The organism is Massilia sp. YIM B02763 (genome assembly GCF_030412015.1).
In the GTDB taxonomy this organism is placed as follows: Bacteria; Pseudomonadota; Gammaproteobacteria; order Burkholderiales; family Burkholderiaceae_D; genus Telluria.
The window spans coordinates 17,466-38,612 of sequence record NZ_JASNRD010000022.1 but is presented as its reverse complement, the minus strand read 5'-3'; the positions used below and the strand labels follow the sequence as shown (position 1 = coordinate 38,612).

Sequence of the window (21,147 nt, the reverse complement as noted above, 5' to 3'; positions counted from 1 at the left end):
CGAGGGCGGCGCCATGGCATTCAACCCGACACCGAAGCAGCTCACCGCCATCAAGGGCGTCGTGTTCGTGCTGGCGCTGCTGCCTTTCCTGCGCATGGCCTGGCTGCTCGCGAACGGCGTGCCGGTCGACCCGGTCGCCTTCCTGACCTTCGGCACCGGCGACTGGGCCTTGTACCTGCTGTGCGCCACGCTGGCCGTCACGCCGCTGCGGCGGCTGACGGGCTGGAACTGGCTGGTGCGCCTGCGCCGCATGCTGGGCCTGTACGTGTTCTTCTATGCCTTCGTGCACTTCCTGACCTTCCTCTGGTTCGACCACGGCTTCGACGTGGCGGCCATGTGGAAGGACGTGCTCAAGCGGCCGTTCATCACGGTCGGCTTCATCGCCTTCGTCCTGCTGGTCCCGCTGGCGGCGACCAGCACCCAGGCCATGATCCGGAAACTGGGCCGGCGCTGGACCCAGCTGCACCGGCTGATCTACCTGATCGCGCCGCTGGCGATCCTGCACTACTGGTGGATCAAGGCGGGCAAGCACAACTTCGAACAACCCATCGTCTGGGGCGCCGTCGTGGCGCTGCTGCTGGGCCTGCGGGCCTGGTGGAGCTGGAACCGCACGCGCAGCGCCGCCTCGGCGGGATCGGTACGCTCATGACATGAAACGGTTCGGTGCGATTGTCCTCCTGCTGGCCCTGGTGCTCCTGATGGTGCTCGGGGTCTCGCGCACGCGTTACGGCGTGGCGGTGGACCGTTGCCTGAACCTGCAGGCGCGCTGGGGCGAGCAGACGGCGGCGTGCGCGGCGCTGGCGTGGCCGGATGATCGGTCGCGGGGAAGGGACTAGCAGAGTACGCACGCATGCGTACATAAAACAACGTCGTCCCTGCGCAGGCAGGGACCCAATTTTTCATGCGCTGCGTTAGCGCCGGCAAAAATTGGGTCCCCGCCTGCGCGGGGACGACGTGTTGATCGCAGACGTCTTATTGAACGACCGTCTCGAGCGCAAACAGCTCCGACGGATCCTCGCGCCGGCGCACCAGGTGCACCCGGTCGCCGTCCACCAGCACCTCGGCCGCGCGGCCGCGGGTATTGTAGTTCGAGGACATCGTGAAGCCGTAGGCGCCGGCCGCCATCATGGCCAGCACGTCGCCCGGCTCGACCGCCAGGGCGCGGTCGCGCGCCAGCCAGTCGCCCGATTCGCACACGGGGCCGACCAGGTCGTAGGTGACGGGCGTGCCGGCGCGCGGCTTGACCGGCTTGACGTCCATCCAGGCCTGGTACAGCGCGGGGCGGGCCATGTCGTTCATGGCGGCGTCGATCACGCAGAAGTTCTTTTCCTCGCCCGGCTTGATGAATTCCACGCTCATCAGGAGCACGCCGGTATTGCCGACGATCGAGCGGCCCGGCTCGAAGATCACCTTGATGGGCTTGCCGCCGTGCTTCTCGGCGCGCCACGCGTCGATGCGCGCGAACACGCGCTCGACGTAGGCGCTCGCCGGGACCGGCGGCTTGTCGCCCGTGCCGTAGTCGATGCCCAGGCCGCCGCCCACGTCGAGGTGGTGCAGGTGGATGCCTTCCGCCGCCAAGGTGTCGATCAGCTCGATCAGCTTGTCCAGGGCCTCCAGCAGGGGCGCGTCGTCCAGCAGCTGCGAGCCGATGTGGCAGTCGATGCCGACCACTTCCAGGTGCGGCAGCGAGGCGGCCGTGCGGTAGGTCGCGAGCGCGTCCGAGAACGCCACGCCGAACTTGCTGGCCTTCAGGCCGGTGGCGATGTAGGGATGGGTCTTGGGGTCGACGTTCGGGTTCACGCGCAGCGACACGGGCGCGCGCTTGCCCATGCGGGCGGCGACCTCGTTGATGCGGTGCAGCTCCGGGATCGACTCGACGTTGAAGCACAGGATGCCTTTTTCCAGCGCCAGGCCGATCTCGGCCATGGTCTTGCCCACGCCCGAGAAGATCACCTTGCCCGGATCGCCGCCGGCGGCGATCACGCGCAGCAGTTCGCCGCCCGAGACGATGTCGAAGCCGGCGCCCCGGCGCGCCAGGATGTCGAGGATGGCCAGGTTCGAATTGGCCTTCATCGCGTAGCAGACCAGCGCGTCGCGGCCGGCGGCCGGCCGGGTGTAGGCGTCGAAGTTCTCCAGCAGCTGGGCCTTCGAGTACACGTAGGTCGGGGTGCCGAACTGCTCGGCGATGGCGGACAGGGAAACGCTTTCGGCGTGCAGGACACCGTTCTTGAGGGCGAAGTGCGACATGTTTACTGTTGGGTGGCCGGGGTGGTCGGCGATTGGGTGGCTTGGGTATCGTTGGCGTTCGATGCGGCCGACGGGCCGACGGTGCCGGCGGCCGGTGCCGGCGGCGTGGTGTCGGTGCCGATGGCATTGGGCGCGGAGGCCGCCTGCTTGGCCTGGGACGCCTGGGTGGCCTGCGCCGCCTGGTTGGGCGTCGGCACCGCGCCGTGGCCGCCGCGGTGGCCGCGGGCGGCGGGCGCGTTCGGCATGTAGAGCGGACCGGTCTGGCCGCAGGCGGACAGCGTCAGCAGCAGCGCCAGGCCGGCGGGGAGCGCAAATGAGGACTTCACGATTAGAATCACGGTTTGATATCAGACCTTGGAGTGTAGCATGACCGAAACCGAATTCCTGGACCTCGCCGAGTCCACCCTGGACCAGATCGAAGGCGCGTTCGACCAGCTGTTCGAGCAGGACGTCGTCGACGTCGAATGCAAGCGCAACGGCAACGTGCTGGAGATCGAGTTCGTCGACAATGGCTCCAAGATCATCGTCAACAGCCAGGCGCCGCTGCAGGAAATGTGGGTCGCGGCGCGCGCCGGCGGCTTCCACTACAAGCGCGTGGGCGATGAATGGCGCAATACCCGCGACGACAGCGAATTCTTCGCGTCGCTGTCCGCGTACGCGACGCAGCAGGCGGGCGTGCCCATCAAGCTGGGCTGAGAACCGGCCGAGCGGTAGGGTGGACGGCTCCGCCGTCCACGCGTCCAGGCGGCATCCGCTCGACCGTGCGGCAAACCGGCGCCGGTCGGCCGTGTAGCGACCCGGCGCCGGTCGGCCCTGCGGCAACCCGGCGCCGTTCGGCTGTGTGGCAACCCGGGCGCCGCTGGAACGCGTGGACGGCAAGCCGTCCACCCTACCGAGACGCGGCTGCCGTTCAGAACAATTCGTTGCGCACCGCGTCGCGCGTCTTCTGCTCGGGAATGGGGCCGACGTCGAGCGACTGCACCCCGGTCCCCGGCGGATTCTCCGCATAGTAGTACTCGTCGCCGTACAGCACCAGGCCCGGCGGCACTTCGCGCTCGACCACCGGTTCGGTCTTGAGCGCCTTCTGCATGAAGCCCACCCAGATCGGCAGCGCCAGGCCGCCGCCCGTTTCGCGGTTGCCCAGGTTGCGCGGCTGGTCGTAGCCCATCCAGGCGATGCCGACCAGGTTCGGCTGGTAGCCGGCGAACCAGGCGTCGATCGAGTCGTTGGTGGTGCCGGTCTTGCCGCCGATGTCGGGGCGCTTCAGGGTCTGCTGGGCCTTGGCGGCGGTGCCGTAGCGGGCCACGTCGCGCAGCATGCTGTCCATCAGCCAGGCGTTGCGCGCGTCGATCACGCGGTTGGCCTCGACGCCGGCGCGTTCCGGGCGCGCTTCCGACAGCACCTTGCCGTCGGCATCCGTCACCTTCGAGATGATGTAGGGGCTGATGCGGTAGCCGCCGTTGGCGAACACGGAATAGGCGCCGGCCATCTGCAGCGGATTGGTCGAGCCGGCACCCAGCGCCAGCGTCAGGTAGGGCGGGTTGCGCTCGGCGTCGAAGCCGAAGCGGGTCGCGTATTCCTGGCCGTAGCGGGCGCCGATCTTGTTCAGGATCCGGATCGAGATCATGTTCTTCGACTTGGTCAGGCCGCGCCGCATCGTCATCGGGCCCTCGTACTTGGCGTCGTAGTTCTTCGGCTCCCAGGCCTGGCCGCCCGTGGTGCCGGCCGCGAACGAGATCGGCGCGTCGTTGATCAGGGTGGCCGGCGAGAAGCCGCGTTCCAGCGCCGCCGAATAGATGAAGGGCTTGAACGAGGAACCGGGCTGGCGCCAGGCCTGCGTCACGTGGTTGAACTTGTTGCGGTTGAAGTCGAAGCCGCCGACCAGCGCGCGGATCTTGCCGTCATTCGGGTCCACCGCCACGAAGGCCGATTCCACGTCCGGCAGCTGGGTGATGCTCCAGGAGGAGCCGCCGTCCTGGCTCACGCGGATGACGGCGCCGCGGCGCAGGCGCCGGGTCTCGGCGGCCTTGGGCGAGAGCCACTCGCGCGCGAACGTCAGGCCCGGACCCGTGATCTTGATCTCCTCGCCCGAGGCCAGCACGGCCGTGACGAGCGTGGGCGAGGCCTGCATCACGATGGCGGCGACGATGTCGTCCGAATCCGGGTGTTCGGCCAGCTCGGCCTCGATGGCTTCGTCGGCATCGGATTTCGCTTTGGGCACCTCGATGTATTTTTCCGGGCCGCGGTAGACGTGGCGGCGCTCGTACTCCATCACGCCGCGGCGCAGCGCCAGGTAGGCGGCATCCTGGTCGGCCTTGGTGATGGTGGTGAACACGTTCAGGCCGCGCGTATAGGTGTCTTCCTTGAACTGCTCGTAGACCAGCTGGCGCGCCATTTCGGCCACGTATTCGGCGTGCACGCCGAAGGCGGTGCTGTCGGTCTTGATCTTGAGTTCCTCGTCCTTGGCCTGGGCGTACTGGGCGTCGTTGATGTAGCCGAGGGTGTGCATGCGCTGCAGGATGTACTGTTGACGCAGGCGCGCGCGCTTCGGATTGACGACAGGATTGTAGGCCGACGGCGCCTTCGGCAGGCCGGCCAGCATCGCCGCTTCGGCGATCGTGATGTCCTTCAGGTCCTTGCCGAAGTAGATCTGGGCCGCCGACGAGAAGCCGAACGCGCGCTGCCCCAGGTAGATCTGGTTCATGTAGACCTCGAGGATCTGGTCCTTGCTGAGGTTCTTCTCGATCTTGTAGGCCAGCAGCGCCTCGTAGGCCTTGCGCTTGAGGGTCTGTTCGCTCGACAGGAAGAAGTTGCGCGCGACCTGCTGGGTGATGGTCGAGGCGCCCTGGCGCGCGCCGCCGGTGGCGTTGTGCAGCGCGGCGCGCAGGATGCCCCAGTAGTCGACGCCGCCGTGTTCATAGAAGCGGTCGTCCTCGATCGCGAGGACGGCTTTCTTCATCACGTCGGGAATGTCCTTGAAGTGCACCAGCGTGCGGCGCTCCTCGCCGAATTCGCCGATCAGCACGTTATCGGCCGTGAAGATCCGCAATGGCATCTTGGGGCGGTAGTCGGTCAGCGTGTCCAGCGCGGGCAGGCCGGGATAGGCCATCGCCAGCGCGAACACGATCACCAGCACGCCGCAGACGGCCAGGCCGAACAGGCCGGCAAGGATCTTGAGCAGCAGGCGCTTGGGGCTGGAGGATTGGGGAGCTTGCGGAGCGGATGGCGCTCCGTTCGGGGATGCTTTCATGCGGATGGACGGCTCGCTTTATTGATCGGAATCATTATAAGTCAGGGAAAGGTCTGAATCACCGCTAGACAAGGCAACAACAGGTGTGAAAACCGCAGCAATATTGATTTTTCGCAGTGTCGTATTCCTGCTTCGCCACTAGATATTCCCATACAGAAATTTCTTGTCTGTGGACATCAGTATTGCTACGATTTGATGCGGTGCCTGATATATGTGCGCCAAATATCTGTTTTATCAATGAATCCCCACGCGGGCGTTAACAAGTCGTTCCAAAGAGAACGGAGCAAAAGGGAGTGCGCTCGTGATCAGCCTCGGTTCCTTGTTCGGACCATCGAGTCCGCCACTGGTCGGCCTCGACATCAGCACGTCCAGCGTGCGCCTGGTGGAACTGGCCGACGCCGGCAAGGGTGAGTTGCGCCTGGAGCGCTATGCCGCCGAACCGCTGGCGCGCGGCGTCGTGGTCGACGGCAATATCGAGAACATCGAAGCGGTGTCGGACGCCGTGCTGCGCGTCTGGAAGAAGAGCGGCACCCGCATCAAGCACGTCGCGCTCGGCATGCCGCCGGCCGCCGTGATCACCAAGAAGATCATCCTGCCGGCCGGCCTGGCGGAAGACCAGCTCGAAGTGCAGGTCGAATCCGAGGCCAGCCAGTATATCCCGTTCGCGCTGGATGAGGTCAGCCTCGACTTCGACGTGATCGGCATGTCCCCCAATGCGCCGGACGACATGGAAGTGATGCTGGCCGCGGCGCGCCGCGAAAAAGTCGAGGACCGCGTGGCGATCGCCGAGGCCGCCGGCTTGAGCGCGACCGTGATGGACATCGAATCGTACGCCGCGCGCGCCGCGCTGGAGCGCGTCATCGCGGGGCCCGCCGGCCTGCCGAAGGACCGCGTCCATGCGCTGTTCCAGATCGGCGCCCAGGCCACCCACGTCTCGGTGCTGCAGAACGGCGAGACCATCTACGAGCGCGAGCAGCCGTTCGGCGGCGTCCAGCTGACCCAGGACATCGTGCGCTCCTACGGCCTGTCGTTCGAGGAGGCGGAGGCGAGGAAGCGCGCCGGCGACCTGCCCGACAACTGGCGCACCGACCTGCTGCCGCCGTTCCTGGAAAACGCCGCGCTCGAAGTGACGCGCGCGATCCAGTTTTTCTTCACGTCGACGCCCTATACCCGCATCGACCAGATCTGGCTGGCGGGCGGCTGCGCCATGCTGCCGGGCCTGATCGACATCATCGCCGGCCGTACCCGCATTCCGACGGCGCTGGCGGCGCCGTTCCAGGGCATGCAGATGGGCCCCGCCGTGCGCGAACAGCAGCTGCGCCACGAGGCGCCGGGCTACCTGGTCGCCTGCGGGCTGGCGCTGCGGAGGTTCGGCTGATGATCCGGATTAACCTGCTGCCGCACCGCGAGGCCAGGCGCAAGCAGAAGCAGGCCGCCTTCGTGGCCCTGATGTCGCTGGGTGCGCTGGCCGGCGTCGCGCTGGTGCTGCTGGTGGGCGCCTACAACGCCAGCCGCATCGCCGTGCAGAACGAACGCAACCTGGTGCTCAAGAACGCCAATGCGGACCTGGACAAGAAGATCGCCTCGATCGCCAGCCTGAAGTCCGAGATCGAGGCGCTGAAGGCGCGCCAGCAGGCCGTCGAGGACCTGCAGGGCGACCGCAACCAGCCCGTCTACCTGCTGGACGAGCTGGTGCGCCAGGTGCCGGACGGCGTCTACCTGAAAAGCTTCAAGCAGGACGGCCAGAAGGTGCAGCTGAACGGCGTGGCCCAGTCGCAGGAACGGGTCGCCGAACTGCTGCGCAACCTGTCGGGCGTCTCGCCCTGGCTGGAGCGCCCGGACCTGACCGAGGTGCGCGCGGCCACGCTGGCCCAGAGCAAGACCGGCCGCAAGGTCGTGGAATTCAACCTGACGGTGGCGATCAAGCGCAGCCGCGAGGCCGACGACAAGGCTGACGGCAAGAAGGACGAAAGGAAAAACGGCGGCAAGCCGGGCACGCCGGCGGCAACGGCCGGAGCACAAACATGAACATCGACGTCAAACAACTGGGCGCCGACCTGGCGGCCCAGTTCGAGGGCCTGCAAGGGCGCCACCCCGGCCTGTGGCCGCTGGCGCCGCGCCTGCTGTGCGCGGCCGGCGCCATGGTCGGCGTGCTCGTGCTGGGCTGGTATTTCTACTGGAGCGGCCAGTTCGAGGAACAGGAAACCCTGGCCCAGCAGGAGGTCAAGCTGCGCGACGACTACAAGGTCAAGATGGCGCAGGCGATCAACCTGGAAGCGCTGCAGGCGCAGCAGCAGCAGGTCAACCGCTACGTGGAACGCCTCGAGAAGCAGTTGCCGAGCAAGGCCGAGATGGCCGCGCTGCTGTCGGACATCAACCAGGCCGGCGTCGGCCGCGGCCTGCAGTTCGAGCTGTTCAAGCCGGGCCAGGTCGTCGTCAAGGATTACTACGCCGAGCTCCCGATCGACATCCGCGTCAGCGGCAGCTACCACGACATCGGCGCCTTCGCGGCCGACATGGCGAAGATGCCGCGCATCGTCACGCTGAACAACCTGGCGCTCGCTACCGGCAAGGACGGCACGCTGTCGCTGGACGCCGTCGCCAAGACCTTCCGCTACCTCGACCAGGACGAGCTGGAAGCCCAGGCCAGGGCGCGCAAGGCGAAGAAGAACAAGAAGGGCGCGAATGCCGCCAAGGGAGACGGCGCATGATCCGTCACCGTCTCCTGGCGGCGCTGGCTTGCGCCCACCTGCTGGCCGGCTGCGGCGACAGCGACGTGCGCGAAGTGCGCGAGTGGATGGACCAGGTCCAGCGCGATACCCGCCCGAACGTCAAGCCGCTGGCCGAGCCGAAGGATTTCATCCCCTATGCCTACGGCGCCGCCACGGCGCCCGATCCGTTCAGCCAGTCCAAGCTGCTGGGCGAGCTGGCGCGCACCGCCGCGCACGACCGCAACCAGCCGGACCTGAACCGTCCGCGCGAACTGCTCGAGAGCTTCCCGCTCGACACCATGCAGATGGTGGGCTCGATGCAGAAGGGCGGCGTCGGCTATGCGCTGCTGCAGATCGACCGCGCGGTGTACCAGGTCAGGGCCGGCCAGCGCATCGGCCAGAATTTCGGCGTCGTCGCCCGCGTGGGCGAGGATGCCATCGATATCCGTGAAGTGGTGCAGGACGCCGCCGGCGACTGGGTCGAGCGCATGGCCAGGCTGGAGCTGCAAACCAAGGAGAGCCGTAAATGATCCGATTCACCCGCCTCGTGTGCGGTCTGCTGCTGGCGCTGGGCGCCGGCGGCGCATGGGCGCAGAACGCGATCGAATCGATCAGCGCCAACCAGCAGGGCGGCAACGTCGTCCTCAACGTGACCATGAAGGAAGCGCCCGCGCGCGCGCCGATCGGCTTTTCGATCACCAATCCGGCGCGCATCGCGCTCGATTTCGGCGCCACCGCCAACGCCACCGGCAAGACGTCCCAGGACATCAACCTGGGCGACGTGCGCGGCGTGAACCTGGTGCAGGCCGGCGAACGCACGCGCCTCGTGCTGAACCTGCAGCGTCCGCTGAACTATGCCACCGCCATCGAGGGCCGCTCCGTGCTGGTCACGGTCGAGGGTTCCGGCGGCGTGGCGCAGGCGGCCGCACCCGCAACCGCGGCACCGGCCGCAGGCGCGGGAACGCGCGCCGCCGTCCAGCTGCTGCGCGACCTCGACTTCCGCCGCGGCAGCAACGGCGAAGGCCGCGTCGTGGTCGACCTGCCCAACGGCCAGGTCGGCGTCGACGTGCGCCAGGCCGGCAACCAGATCCAGGTCGACTTCCTGAACACGGGCCTGCCGCCGGCGCTGCGCCGGCGCCTGGACGTGACCGACTTCGGCACCCCGGTGTCGCGCATCACCACGACCGCCCAGGGCGGCAACGTGCGCATGCTGATCGACGCCCACGGCAACTGGGAACAGAGCGTCTACCAGAGCGACACCCAGCTGGTCATCGACGTCAAGCCGGTCAAGGAAGACCCGAACCGCCTGGCCACCGGGCCGCAGGGCTACAAGGGCGAGAAGGTCTCGTTCAACTTCCAGAACATCGACGTGCGCGCGGCGCTGCAGGCGGTGGCCGACATCTCGGGCCTGAACATCATCGCCAGCGACTCCGTCAGCGGCAACCTGACGCTGCAATTGAAGCAGGTGCCGTGGGACCAGGCGCTGGACGTGATCATGCAGGCCAAGGGCCTGGACATGCGCAAGAACGGCAACGTGATGTGGATCGCACCCAAGGAAGAACTGCTGACCAAGGAAAAGCTGGAGCTCGAGCAGAAGGCCCAGATCACCGACCTGGAGCCGCTGCGCTCCGAGATCTTCCAGCTGAACTACCAGAAGGCGGAGTCCTTCCGCAACGTGTTCGGCCTGGACGCGGGCGGCGCCAGCACCGGCGCCGACAGCAAGAACCGCGTGCTGTCGCGGCGCGGCAGCGCGATCATCGATCCGCGCACCAACCAGCTGTTCGTGACCGACATCGCGTCCAAGATCGAGGACATCCGCAAGCTGATCCAGAAGGTCGACATCCGCACCAAGCAGGTGCTGGTGGAGGCGCGCCTGGTCGAGGCCAACGACGGCTTCTCGCGCAACCTGGGCGCCAAGCTGGGCTTTTCCGACCTGCGCGGGATCCGCGGCGGCGACGCCGGCTACCAGGTCAACGGCGACAATCGCCTGGCGATCGGCGGCAACCTGACCGGCGTGGGCGAGACCACGGGCCAGGTCCCCGCCACCAGCGGCTTCGCCAACAGCCAGATGGTGAACCTGCCGGCCAATCCGATCAACGGCGTGGCCGCGCCGACCATCGCGTTCTCGCTGTTCTCGTCGGCCGCCAACCGCTTCCTGAACCTGGAACTGTCGGCGCTGGAGGCGGACGGCAAGGGCAAGATCATCTCCAGCCCGCGCGTGGTCACCGAGGACAACGTGCCCGCCGTGATCGAGCAGGGCGTCGAGCTGCCCTACCAGCAGGCCACCAGCAGCGGCGCCACCTCGATCGCCTTCCGCAAGGCCAACCTGCGCCTGGAAGTCACGCCGCAGGTCACGCCGGACGGCAACGTGGTGCTGGACGTCGACGTCGCCAAGGATTCCCAGGGCCAGAGCACGACGGCCGGCTTCGCCATCAACACCCAGCACGTGAAGACCAAGGTCATGGTCGAGAACGGCGGCACCGTGGTGCTGGGCGGTATCTACCAGCAAAGCGAGAGCACCGACGTCAGCAAGGTGCCGCTGATGGGCGACATCCCCGTCGTGGGCAATCTCTTCAAGAGCACCTCGCGTTCGACCAGAAAGACCGAACTCCTGGTGTTCATCACCCCGAAGATCGTGGCGGACAGGGTGACGGGCGTGCATTGATCGGCTCCCGCCGGCAGGCCGCGAATGCAGTACAAATTTCAGCAACAATAATCAACAAAGAGCAGAGATGAACAACTACGAGCATGATTTCGCGGCACGCCACGGCGTGCGTGCAGCCACCCTGGCGAGTGGGATGGCGATCGCGCTGCTGCTTGCCGCCTGTGGCGGCGGCGGCGGCAATCCGGGCACGACCGGCGGCAGCGGCAGCGGTTCCACCGGCGGCGGCTCCACCGGCAACGGCGGCAGCGGCACCGTCACCAACAGCGCGGCCGTCACGCTGGCCTTTTCCAATGCCGGCGGCGCCAGCACCAACGCCCTGAGCGGCGCGACCCCGCTGACCGTCAAGGCCACCGTGCTGGACGCGAACAAGAAGCCGGTCCCGAACGCCATCGTCACCTTCGCCACCGACAACAGCCTGGCGACCTTCTCGCCGACGGCGGGCACGGCCCTGACCGACGCCAACGGCGTGGCCAGCGTCACCATGCGCGCCGCCAGCCTGGCCGCCGGCGGCGCCGGCACTGTCACCGCGACCACCAGCGTGGCCGGCGCCACCGTGAGCGGCACCGGCAACTACTCGGTCGGCGCGACCACGCTGGCGTTCGGCGCCTTGAGCGCCTCGCCGTCCAGCCTCCAGGCCTACGGCTCGACCGTGCTGTCGGTCGACCTGCTGAGCGGCGGCGCCAAGTACACCAGCCAGCAGGTCAACGTGAGCTTCAGCTCGGCGTGCGTCACCGCCGGCAAGGCCACGCTGGCCGCCACCGTGGCGACCAACAACGGCACCGCGCAGACCGTCTACCGCGACAAGGGTTGCGCCAACAACGACACCATCACCGTGTCGGCCGACGGCATCGCGCAGGCCGCCACCACTGCCGTGACGATCGCGCCGCCGTCGGCCGCGTCGGTGCAGTTCGTGGGCGCCACCCCGACCAACCAGTCGATCGTGATCCAGGGCCAGGGCGGCAACGGCCGTACCGAGACCGCCGTGCTGACCTTCAAGGTCGTCGACAGCTTCGGCAACCCGCTGGCGGGCAAGCAGGTGAACTTCTCCACCGCGTCGCCCTACGTCAGGATCAACAAGGCCAGCGATACGACCGATGCCAGCGGCAGCGTGATCACCACCGTCAATTCGGGCACCACGCCGACCTCGTTCCGCGTGCAGGCGACCCTGCCGGGCACCGCGAGCGGCACCGGCCCGGACATCTCGACGATGTCGGACTCCATCGTCGTCACCAACGGCCTGCCGGTGCAGCGCGCCTTCACGCTCGCGACCGACAAGTTCAACGTCGAGGGCTGGAACATCCTGAACGGCTCGGCCGCCACGATCACCGTCAGCCTCGGCGATGCCTTCGGCAACCTGGTCCCTGACGGCACCCCGATCGTATTCCAGACCAATATGGGCGCGGTCGGCTCGTCCAGCACCGGCGGCTGCAATACCGTCAACGGCAACTGCTCGGTGCCGTTCCGCACGCAGCAACCGTTCACCGCCACCCCGGGCCTGCCGGCGACGCCGTGCAATGCCGCCAGCCCGGACGCCACCCGCGCCGGCCTGGCCACGATCTGCGCCAGCACGACCGACGGCAGCAACGTGCTGTACCAGAAGACGGCGATCTTCTTCAGCGGCAGCACGGCCGTCAATACGTTCATGAGCGGCACCAAGGTCTCGTTCGATGCGACCAATCCGAACGACCTGGGCACGATCGCCTCGAGCGCGACCAAGGTGTTCCAGCTGGAGCTGAACGACGTGAACCTGAACCCGATGCCGGCCGGCAGCCGGGTCGAGATCACGAGCATGCTGAACGGGAACGCGTCGGCCGTCGTGCCGGCCACGGTGCCGAACATCGCGCCGCACGGCACCACCAATGTGGACGATCCGACCGGCAATTCCATTAGCGGCAACCAGGGTTCGACCCACACGTTCAGCATTTCCAGCACGCAGCCCACGGAGTGCAAGAACGCGACCCAAGCCTCGTTCAACGTCACCGTGACCACGCCGTTAGGCTCGGTGACGAATATTCCGTTTAAACTGTCGTTCACCTGCCCGTAAAATGCACGAGCACGCCCCTGGCGGGGCGACCGAATGACACGCGGCGGCCAGGTTATCCTGGCCGTCCGCATTTTGAGCGATCAATAGTGCCTGACTGCAAGAACAACAATATTTTCCTCGTCGGCCTGATGGGCGCCGGCAAGACGACCATCGGGCGATTGCTGGCGCGGCGGCTGAACATGACGTTCATCGACTCGGACCACGAGATCGAGGCACGCACCGGCGCGTCGATCCCGTGGATCTTCGAGATCGAGGGCGAGCCGAGTTTCCGCCGGCGCGAGGCCGACGTGATCCGCGACCTGACGGCGCAGAACGGCATCGTGCTGGCCACGGGCGGCGGCGCCGTGCTCAATCCGGACAGCCGCAAGCTGCTGGCCGAGCGCGGCACGGTGGTCTATCTGCGCGCCAGCGTGAACAGCATCCTGCAGCGCACCGCCCACGACCGCAACCGCCCGCTGCTGCAGACGGCCGACCCGCGCAGGAAGCTGGAAGACCTGACGGCGCAGCGCGAGCCGCTGTACCGCGAGATCGCGGACCTCGTCATCGATACGGGCCGGCCTAACGTACAATCGATGGTACAAACGATACTGGACCAGATCGCGGCGCTGGAAGCGGCGCGCGCACGCAAGGCAAGAAACAGAATGAACGAGCAACAAGCATGTACGACCATTAACGTCGACCTCGGCGAGCGCAGCTACCCCATCGTCATCGGCCGCGGCCTGCTGGACGATGCGGGACTGCTGACCCGCCACATCGGCGCCGGGGGCAAGGTGGCGATCGTCACCAACACGACCGTCGCCCCGCTGTACCTGGACAAGGTCGCGGCGCCGCTGCGCGCGGCCGGCCGCGAGGTCGTCCCCATCGTGCTGCCGGACGGCGAGGAATACAAGAACTGGGAGAGCTTGAACCTCGTGTTCGACGCGCTGCTGGCCAACAAGTGCGACCGCAAGACCACGCTCGTCGCGCTGGGCGGCGGCGTGATCGGCGACCTCACGGGCTTTGCCGCCAGCAGCTATATGCGCGGCGTGCCGTTCGTGCAGATCCCGACCACGCTGCTGGCGCAGGTCGATTCCTCGGTGGGCGGCAAGACGGGCATCAACCACCCGCTCGGCAAGAACATGATCGGCGCCTTCTACCAGCCGCGCGCCGTCATCGCCGACACCGCCACGCTGGACACGCTGCCGGACCGCGAACTGTCGGCCGGCCTGGCCGAAGTCATCAAGCACGGCGCCATCCTCGATGCCGCCTTCTTCGACTGGATCGAGCGGAACATCGGCAAGCTGGTGGCGCGCGACCACGCGGCCCTGGCGTACGCGATCGCGCGTTCCTGCGAGATCAAGTCCGACGTCGTCAAGCGCGACGAGCGCGAAGGCGGCCTGCGCGCCGTGCTGAACTTCGGCCACACCTTCGGCCACGCGATCGAGGCCGGCCTGGGCTACGGCGCCTGGCTGCACGGCGAGGCGGTCGGCTGCGGCATGGTGATGGCGGCCGACCTGTCGCACCGCCTTGGCCTCGTCGACGCCGCCAGCGTGGAGCGCGTGCGCAAGCTGGCGCAGGCCGCCGGCCTGCCGGTGACGGCGCCGGACCTGGGCACCGAGCGCTGGATCGAGCTGATGGAAGTCGACAAGAAGAACGAGGGCGGGGCGATCAAGTTCATCCTGCTCAAGCCGCTGGGCAGCCCCAGCGTGACGGGCGCGCCGCGCGAACACTTGCTGGCCACGCTGGCGGCCACGGTAGGAGAAAGCGCATCATGATCGATTTCGACGCCCATCTGGCACCGTATGCGGCGCACTCGTCGAAGAGCCTGGGGCGTCGCCATCCGGAAGGGCCGGCCGGCTCGCGCAGCGAGTTCCAGCGCGACCGCGACCGCATCATCCACTCCACCGCGTTCCGCCGGCTCGAGTATAAAACCCAGGTCTTCCTGAACCACGAGGGCGATTTGTTCCGCACGCGCCTGACGCACTCGATCGAGGTCGCCCAGATCGCGCGCACGCTGGCGCGCAGCCTGCGCCTGAACGAAGACCTGGTCGAGGCCACGGCGCTGGCCCACGACCTGGGCCACACGCCCTTCGGCCACGTGGGCCAGGACGTGCTGAACGACTGCATGAAGGACTACGGCGGCTTCGAGCACAACCTGCAGAGCCTGCGCGTGGTCGACCACCTCGAGGAGCACTACGGCGCCTTCGACGGCCTGAACCTGACCTTCGAGACGCGCGAGGGCATCCTGAAGCACTGCTCGCTCACGAATGCGCGCCAGCTGGGCGAGCTGGGCCAGCGCTTCGTCGACCGCACGCAACCGAGCCTGGAAGCCCAGCTCACCAACATCGCCGACGAAATCGCCTACAACAACCACGACATCGACGACGGCCTGCGTTCGGGCCTCTTGACGATGAAGCAGATGGAAGAGGTGGCACTGTTCGCGCGCCTGCACCGCCAGGTCGTGGCGCAGTACCCGGGCCTGCCGGGCCGGCGCGAGCTGTACGAGACGATCCGCCTGATGATCACGGCGATGACGGCCGACCTGGTCGAGACCTCGGCCGCGCTGATCCGCGAGGCGAACCCGCAGTCGATCGATGACGTGCGCGCGGCGCAGCCATTGATCCGCTTCTCGCCGCAGATGCGCACGGAAACGACGGCACTGAAGCGCTTCCTGTACGCCAACCTGTACCGCCACTACAAGGTCAACCGCATGCGCGTGAAGGCCAGCCGCATCGTGCGCGAGCTGTTCGACGCCTTCATGACGGATCCGGTGCTGCTGCCGTTCGACTACCAGGTGGCGTCCGGCGACACGATGAAGCAGGCGCGCAAGATCGCCGACTACATCGCGGGCATGACGGACCGCTACGCGATCCGCGAGCACAAGCGCATCTTCTCGCTGGACGAGCTGTAACCCGTACCTTCCGTCGCCCCTGCGCAGGCAGGGGCCTAATTTTTCGGGTAGTCGAGCGGTGCGCGAAATGAGGTCCCTGCCTGCGCAGGGACGACGGCATGCAAAATTTATTCGACCCGCGCAAACACCCGCAGCCGGTGCCCATCCGGATCCGCAGCCGTGAACGTGTAGCCGAAATCCACTTGCTGCGGCGCTTGCAGCATCGTCAGGCCGGCCTCGCGCCAGGTGGCGTACAGGGCATCCACGTCGGCCGTCCTGGGCACGTTCAGCGCGATCTCGCTGCCGCTGCCATGGAAATCCGCCGCGGGCTTGACGGCATCCTTCTGCCACAGGCCCAGCATGCGGCCGCCCTCGATGGCGAACAGGGAAAACGTCGGCGCAGCATCGATGGCGTCCGCGCCGAGCAGCCGGGCGTACAGGCGTGCGCTGGCCTGCGGATCGGCGACGTAGAGAATGGTGTAGTGCGGGGTGATCATGCGTGCTCCTTCGGTGGTTGACAGTGCGGCCAGTGTAGGGAAGGGCACTGTCAGTTTCCGTCAGCAGCGTGATGGTCCTGGTCCGCTAGCGCTCGGGAAGCCCCTCGATGGCGCGCCATTCCTGCAGCAGTGCCCGGCGGTGGCGCGGATAGCGCTGCGTGGTGGCCGTGAGCGCGGCGATGCGGTCCAGGCGGAAATGGCGGAATTCCTGGCGCAGCTCGCACCAGGCGACCAGCATGCGTACCCGTTCGAAGAACCCCAGCGCCACCGGCCACACGGTGCGCCGGGAGGCGGCGCCGTTTTCCGCGCGGTAGTCGAGCACGAGCTTGCATTCGTCGCGCAGGGCGGCGCGGATGGGCGCCATGTGCGGGCCGGGCGGTCCCGCCTCGCGCGCGCTGGCGACCAGCAGCGCGGTATCGTCGAGCGTGCGGCGCAGCGGCGCCGGCAACACCGAGGCGATCTTGTCTACGGCTTCGCGCGCCGCCTCGGCCAGCCGCGCGTCGCCATGCTGCGCGACCCAGCGCCCGCCCAGCACCAGCGCCTCGATCTCTTCCTGCGTGAACATCAGCGGCGGCAGCAAAAAGCCGGGCTTCAGCACATAGCCCAGGCCAGGCTCTCCTTCGATGCGCGCACCCTGTTCGCGCAGGGTCGCGATGTCGCGGTACAGCGTGCGCAGGCTGACCCCGAGCTTGTCCGCCAGCGCGTCGCCGGTGACGGGCGCGCGGTAGCCGCGCATGGCCTGGAGCAGGGCCAGCAAACGCTGCGAGCGTGTCATCGGGGCCGTGCCGCTCGGTCGAACAGGTTGGGCTGTCCCAACTGGCCCAGCAGCTTCTTCACCGGCGCCGGCAGCGCCGCCTCGTCGATCCTGGCCAGGTCCCACCAGGCGTAGCCGTCCGGCGTCGCCGCGCGTGCGGCGAGGCCGATCCGGTACGGGTGGATGTGCAGCCGGTAGTGCGTGAACACGTGCTGCAGCGGCAGCAGTTCCTCGCATTCCTCCACGGCGCCGAACCTTGCCGCCGCTTCCGGCACGCCCAGCACGTCGGCCGGCACCGATTCGTCGTCCAGCGCCACGTGGCCCTCGACCTCGGGCAGCGACAGCAATCCTCCCCAGATGCCCGTGCCGGGACGCTGTTCCAGCAGCACCTGGCCGCCGTCGATCACGACCAGCATGCGCGCGCGCTTTTCCGGCGTCGCCTTCTTCGGCTTGCGCACGGGGAGTTCCGCCGTGCGGCCGGTGGCGTAGGCCACGCAGCGCGATTGCAACGGGCAGCGGCCGCAGTCGGGGCTGGAGCGCGTGCACAGCGTGGCGCCCAGGTCCATCAGGCCCTGCGTGTAGGCTTCGATGCCCTCGTCCGCCGGCAGCAGGGCGTCGGCGCGGCGCCACAGCGCATCCTCGACGGGCTTGATGCCCGGGTATTCGTCGATGCCGAACACGCGCGCGAACACGCGCTTGACGTTGCCGTCCAGGATGGCCGCGCGGGTGCCGGCGGAAAAGGCGGCAATGGCGGCCGCGGTCGAGCGGCCGATGCCGGGCAGGTCGGCCAGCAGCGCCGGGTCGGCCGGGAAGGCGCCGCCGTATTCCGCGACGATGCGCTTGGCGCAGGCGTGCAGGTTGCGTGCGCGGGTGTAGTAGCCCAGGCCGGCCCAGTGCGCCATCACGTCTTCCTGCGGCGCCTCGGCCAGCGCGAACACGGTCGGGAAGCGTTCCAGGAAGCGCGCGTAGTAGCCCAGCACGGCGGCGACCTGGGTCTGCTGCAGCATGATCTCGGATAGCCAGATGCGGTAGGCGTCGCGCGTGTTCTGCCAGGGCAGGGCGTGGCGCCCGTGCGCGCGCTGCCAGTCGATGACGGCGCGCGAAAAACTGGGGTCGGACAGGATTTCGGAGTCGGAGGTACGCTTCATTACTACGCTATTGTTCGGTTTCAAGCAGGGGTTCGGGCGCCGCCTCGGCCAGGCCGGCATGCAGCGCGTGCTGGAGCGCGCCGGTCAGCTCGGCCAGATGGGCGCGGGCCGCGTCAACGTCGCGCCGCGCCGCGTCGAAGGCGGCGATCTTTTGGGCCAGCGTGCCGGCGGCGTCGTGCACGCGCTGGATCGATACCTGGCGCTGGCGCAGCTGGTCGCGGTGCTGGCGGATGCGCGCTTCGAGCGGCGACATCAGCACTTGCAGCCAGGCTTCCACATCGACGTTCGCCTCGCGGAACGCATGCCGGATGCGCGAGACGATGGTGTCGAAGAAGCGGTCCAGCAGCGTGGCGCGGCTCGTCATCAGGAGGGTCGCCGTGCCGAACTGCTTCAGGTAGATCGCCTCGATGGCATCGACTTCGACGCGGTAGCGTTCCAGCGACAGCGGCAGCGGCGCGGCCAGCGCCAGGCCGTGCTCGGCGGAGAAGCGCCGCGCCATCGTATCCATCATGGCGCGGAGCTCCTCGACCTTGGCGCTCGCCCCGTCCAGGCTGGCGCGCGCCTGGGCGAAGAAGTCGCGCACCGGAGCACGCGTGCCGGTCGAGAAGCGCGCCGCCCGCATCGCGTCGCGCACGGCGTCGGCCTGGCGCTGCACGACGTCCATGCCGATCAGGCTGTAGAGCTGCGTGGACAGCGTCGTGACCACGGCGCGCGTGCCCTGCAGCTTGAACAGGCTGGCGTCGAATTCCTGCTTTTCCATCTCCACGCGGCGCATCATGTGGGCGATCATGCCCTGGTTCTTGCCGCGCAGGCTTTGCAGTTCCTCCATCTGCTCGACGAGGTCGCGTCCGCGCGCGCCCAGCAGCGTCTCCTGCGAGGCGGCCAGCGCGGACAGCTCGTCCTGCAGCTGGCGCCGCAGGATGTCCTGGCGCGCCGGCACCAGCTGGCCGAACAGCGCCGCCTCCAGCCGGCCGATGCGGCTCTTCTCGAACAAGGCCATGTCGCCACCGATCTTGCCGACCAGCGCCTTCTGCGCCGATACCGGATGGACCTGGGCCGCCTGCACGCCCAGCAGCCGCGCCACGTCCTGCTGCTGGCGCGCGATCGCGGCGTCGTTGTCCTCCGCGCTGCGCAGCTCGTCCCACAGGGCGTCGATCTTGTTCAGCACGACGATGCGGCTGGCCGCCGCGCCCGCGCCCACACCTGCTTGCGTATCGATGTGCCTGCGCCAGACCTCGATGTCGCTCTTCGTGACGCCCGTCTCGGCCGCGAGCACGAACAGCACCGCGTGCGCATTGGGGATCAGGTTCAGCGTCAGTTCCGGCTCGGTGCCGATCGCGTTCAGGCCGGGCGTGTCGACGATGACGAGGCCTTGCTCCAGCAGCGGATGGGGAAAGTTGATCAGCGCATGGCGCCAGCACGGGACCTCGACCAGGCCGTCGGCGCCGACGGTCGCGGCCAGGTCCGGATCGTCGGGATCATGCAGGCCGTAGGCGGCCGCCTCGGCCACCGGCACGCGTTTCGTCAGGCTGACCTGGCGGAAGGCCTCCGTCATGCGCGCGGGCGCGTCCAGCGCGAGCGGCAGCACGGTCCAGGCCTCGGCGTCGTCGCGGTAGTCGCCGGTGGCGCGGCGGCCGGCGCGCGTCTCGATGGGCAGCAGGCGGATGGACGGCGGCAGCGCCGCGTCCCAGGCCAGCTCGGTCGGGCACATGGTCGTGCGGCCCGGGCTGGACGGCACGATGCGGCGCCCGTAGTCGGCGAAGAACAGGGCGTTGATCAGCTCGGACTTCCCGCGCGAGAATTCGGCGACGAAGGCCACCGTCAGGCGGTCGTCGCGCAGCCGTGCGAGGGCGCGCGCCAGGCGCTGGCCGGTGGCGCCGTCGAGCAGGCCCGCGGCCTGCGTCCAGGCGCGATAGCGTTCCAGGGCCTGGGCGACGTGTCCGCGCCAGGCGCCGTATCGTTGTAGGTCTTGCATGGTCCCGCTTTCGCGCGCTGTCCGCGTCATAGGCATGGCGCGCACTGTCGGCGCGTTCTCTCTCGCTCTTGGAGCTTACCGCTGGCAGGTCGCGCAATAAAACGTGGAACGCTGGCCCTGCTTGATCTGGCGGACCGGCGCGTTGCACTGGCGGCAAGGCACTCCAGCACGATCATAGACGAAATATGTCTGCTGGAAATATCCGGATTGACCATTTACTGCAATAAAGTCACGCAAGGTACTGCCTCCCTGCACGATCGCGGCGGCCAGGATCTCGCGGATGGCCTCGGCCAGCTTGTCGTAGCGCGCCCGGCTGATGCGACCGGCCGGCGTCTTCGGATTGATCCCGGCGCGGAACAGGCTTTCGCAGGCGTAGATATTGCCGACCCCGACGACGATGTCGCCGGCCAGCAGCACCTGCTTGATGGGCGCGTTGCGCTTGCGCGTGGCGCGCCACAGCAGCTCGCCCGAAAACTTGTCTTCCAGCGGTTCGACGCCGAGGCCGCGCAGCAGGATGTGCTCGTCCAGGTCGCCGTCGTCGTGGCCGTGCCACAGCACGGCGCCGAAGCGGCGCGGATCGTGCAGGCGCAGCACGCGCCGGCCTTCCGGGCCGCGCACGACGAGGTCGAAGTGGTCGTGCTTCTTGAGCTCGATCCCTTCGGGCAGCACGCGCAGGTGGCCGGACATGCCCAGGTGGACGATCAGCGTGCCGTGCTCGAAGTTCAGCAGCAGGTATTTGCCGCGCCGGCCCGTGCCCAGGATGCGGCGCCCTTCCAGCAGCGCCGGCAGTGCGGGCGGGAAGGGCCAGCGCAGGCCTTCGCGGCGCAGGATGACTTGTTCGACGATGCGGTCTTCCAGGTGCGGCGCGACCCCGCGCCGTGTGACTTCTACTTCCGGTAATTCAGGCATGAAGATTTAGGAATATAAGTGCAATGTAAATTCGTGTTGCAGGGGCGCACGCGGGAAGGGCGTTCGGCGTAGAATCGG

Annotated in this window: 19 protein-coding genes; 11 read left to right on the top strand and 8 right to left on the bottom strand. The window is 67.9% G+C overall.

Annotated elements, in window-relative coordinates:
• The first annotated feature begins 13 nt into the window (after nucleotides 1-13).
• Complete coding sequence (locus QPK32_RS22120) at nucleotides 14-649, top strand: sulfite oxidase heme-binding subunit YedZ (protein ID WP_290414956.1); 636 nt, start codon at nucleotides 14-16, stop codon at nucleotides 647-649.
• Nucleotide 650: 1 nt separating this feature from the next.
• Nucleotides 651-836, top strand: coding sequence for a hypothetical protein (locus QPK32_RS22115; protein WP_290414955.1), 186 nt, complete (start codon nucleotides 651-653; stop codon nucleotides 834-836).
• A 136-nt stretch (nucleotides 837-972) separates the two neighbouring features.
• Here QPK32_RS22115 and lysA read toward each other — a convergent pair whose 3' ends face one another.
• Both lysA and QPK32_RS22105 read right to left on the bottom strand, forming a co-directional pair.
• Nucleotides 973-2,247, bottom strand: a complete 1,275-nt coding sequence (gene lysA, locus QPK32_RS22110) for a diaminopimelate decarboxylase (RefSeq protein WP_290414954.1) — start codon at nucleotides 2,245-2,247, stop codon at nucleotides 973-975.
• A 2-nt stretch (nucleotides 2,248-2,249) separates the two neighbouring features.
• Entirely contained in the window at nucleotides 2,250-2,573 is a 324-nt protein-coding gene (locus QPK32_RS22105) for a lipoprotein (RefSeq protein WP_290414953.1), read from the bottom strand.
• 40 nt (nucleotides 2,574-2,613) lie between these two features.
• On the opposite strand from QPK32_RS22105, the gene cyaY reads away from it, so the two are divergent.
• Complete coding sequence (cyaY, locus tag QPK32_RS22100; RefSeq protein WP_290414952.1) at nucleotides 2,614-2,943, top strand: iron donor protein CyaY; 330 nt, start codon at nucleotides 2,614-2,616, stop codon at nucleotides 2,941-2,943.
• A 214-nt stretch (nucleotides 2,944-3,157) separates the two neighbouring features.
• Here cyaY and QPK32_RS22095 read toward each other — a convergent pair whose 3' ends face one another.
• Nucleotides 3,158-5,497: a penicillin-binding protein 1A gene (locus QPK32_RS22095; RefSeq protein WP_290414951.1), complete on the bottom strand. Its 2,340-nt coding sequence runs from the start codon at nucleotides 5,495-5,497 to the stop codon at nucleotides 3,158-3,160.
• 301 nt (nucleotides 5,498-5,798) lie between these two features.
• Here QPK32_RS22095 and QPK32_RS22090 point away from each other — a divergent pair, with 301 nt between their 5' ends.
• The 8 genes from QPK32_RS22090 (at nucleotide 5,799) to QPK32_RS22055 (ending at nucleotide 15,807) form a co-directional block, all read left to right on the top strand.
• Nucleotides 5,799-6,875, top strand: a complete 1,077-nt coding sequence (locus QPK32_RS22090; protein WP_290414950.1) for a pilus assembly protein PilM — start codon at nucleotides 5,799-5,801, stop codon at nucleotides 6,873-6,875.
• On the top strand, nucleotides 6,875-7,525 hold the full coding sequence (locus QPK32_RS22085; protein ID WP_290414949.1) for a PilN domain-containing protein: 651 nt from the start codon (nucleotides 6,875-6,877) through the stop codon (nucleotides 7,523-7,525). Before QPK32_RS22090 ends, QPK32_RS22085 begins: the two co-directional genes overlap by 1 nt.
• Nucleotides 7,522-8,208, top strand: a complete 687-nt coding sequence (locus QPK32_RS22080; RefSeq protein WP_290414948.1) for a type 4a pilus biogenesis protein PilO — start codon at nucleotides 7,522-7,524, stop codon at nucleotides 8,206-8,208. The genes QPK32_RS22085 and QPK32_RS22080 overlap by 4 nt, the downstream gene beginning before the upstream one ends.
• Nucleotides 8,205-8,738, top strand: a complete 534-nt coding sequence (locus QPK32_RS22075) for a pilus assembly protein PilP (RefSeq protein WP_290414947.1) — start codon at nucleotides 8,205-8,207, stop codon at nucleotides 8,736-8,738. Before QPK32_RS22080 ends, QPK32_RS22075 begins: the two co-directional genes overlap by 4 nt.
• Complete coding sequence (gene pilQ / locus QPK32_RS22070; RefSeq protein ID WP_290414946.1) at nucleotides 8,735-10,873, top strand: type IV pilus secretin PilQ; 2,139 nt, start codon at nucleotides 8,735-8,737, stop codon at nucleotides 10,871-10,873. Before QPK32_RS22075 ends, pilQ begins: the two co-directional genes overlap by 4 nt.
• Nucleotides 10,874-10,940: 67 nt before the next feature.
• On the top strand, nucleotides 10,941-12,917 hold the full coding sequence (locus QPK32_RS22065; protein ID WP_290414945.1) for an Ig-like domain-containing protein: 1,977 nt from the start codon (nucleotides 10,941-10,943) through the stop codon (nucleotides 12,915-12,917).
• A gap of 128 nt (nucleotides 12,918-13,045) precedes the next feature.
• A complete protein-coding gene (aroKB, locus tag QPK32_RS22060; RefSeq protein ID WP_374046777.1) occupies nucleotides 13,046-14,671 on the top strand; it encodes a bifunctional shikimate kinase/3-dehydroquinate synthase AroKB in 1,626 nt (541 codons plus the stop codon).
• Nucleotides 14,668-15,807, top strand: a complete 1,140-nt coding sequence (locus QPK32_RS22055) for a deoxyguanosinetriphosphate triphosphohydrolase (protein WP_290414943.1) — start codon at nucleotides 14,668-14,670, stop codon at nucleotides 15,805-15,807. Before aroKB ends, QPK32_RS22055 begins: the two co-directional genes overlap by 4 nt.
• A gap of 107 nt (nucleotides 15,808-15,914) precedes the next feature.
• Here the strand turns inward: QPK32_RS22055 and QPK32_RS22050 are convergent, their stop codons facing one another.
• The 5 genes from QPK32_RS22050 to mutM all read right to left on the bottom strand — a co-directional run bounded on the left by QPK32_RS22050 (nucleotide 15,915) and on the right by mutM (nucleotide 21,069).
• Complete coding sequence (locus QPK32_RS22050; protein ID WP_290414942.1) at nucleotides 15,915-16,283, bottom strand: VOC family protein; 369 nt, start codon at nucleotides 16,281-16,283, stop codon at nucleotides 15,915-15,917.
• A gap of 85 nt (nucleotides 16,284-16,368) precedes the next feature.
• Complete coding sequence (locus tag QPK32_RS22045) at nucleotides 16,369-17,058, bottom strand: YafY family protein (RefSeq protein ID WP_290414941.1); 690 nt, start codon at nucleotides 17,056-17,058, stop codon at nucleotides 16,369-16,371.
• Entirely contained in the window at nucleotides 17,055-18,185 is a 1,131-nt protein-coding gene (gene mutY / locus QPK32_RS22040; protein ID WP_290414940.1) for an A/G-specific adenine glycosylase, read from the bottom strand. The genes QPK32_RS22045 and mutY overlap by 4 nt, the downstream gene beginning before the upstream one ends.
• A gap of 7 nt (nucleotides 18,186-18,192) precedes the next feature.
• Complete coding sequence (locus tag QPK32_RS22035; RefSeq protein ID WP_290414939.1) at nucleotides 18,193-20,160, bottom strand: dynamin family protein; 1,968 nt, start codon at nucleotides 20,158-20,160, stop codon at nucleotides 18,193-18,195.
• Between the two features lie 75 nt (nucleotides 20,161-20,235).
• Entirely contained in the window at nucleotides 20,236-21,069 is an 834-nt protein-coding gene (gene mutM / locus QPK32_RS22030) for a bifunctional DNA-formamidopyrimidine glycosylase/DNA-(apurinic or apyrimidinic site) lyase (protein ID WP_290414938.1), read from the bottom strand.
• Nucleotides 21,070-21,147 lie beyond the last annotated feature (78 nt).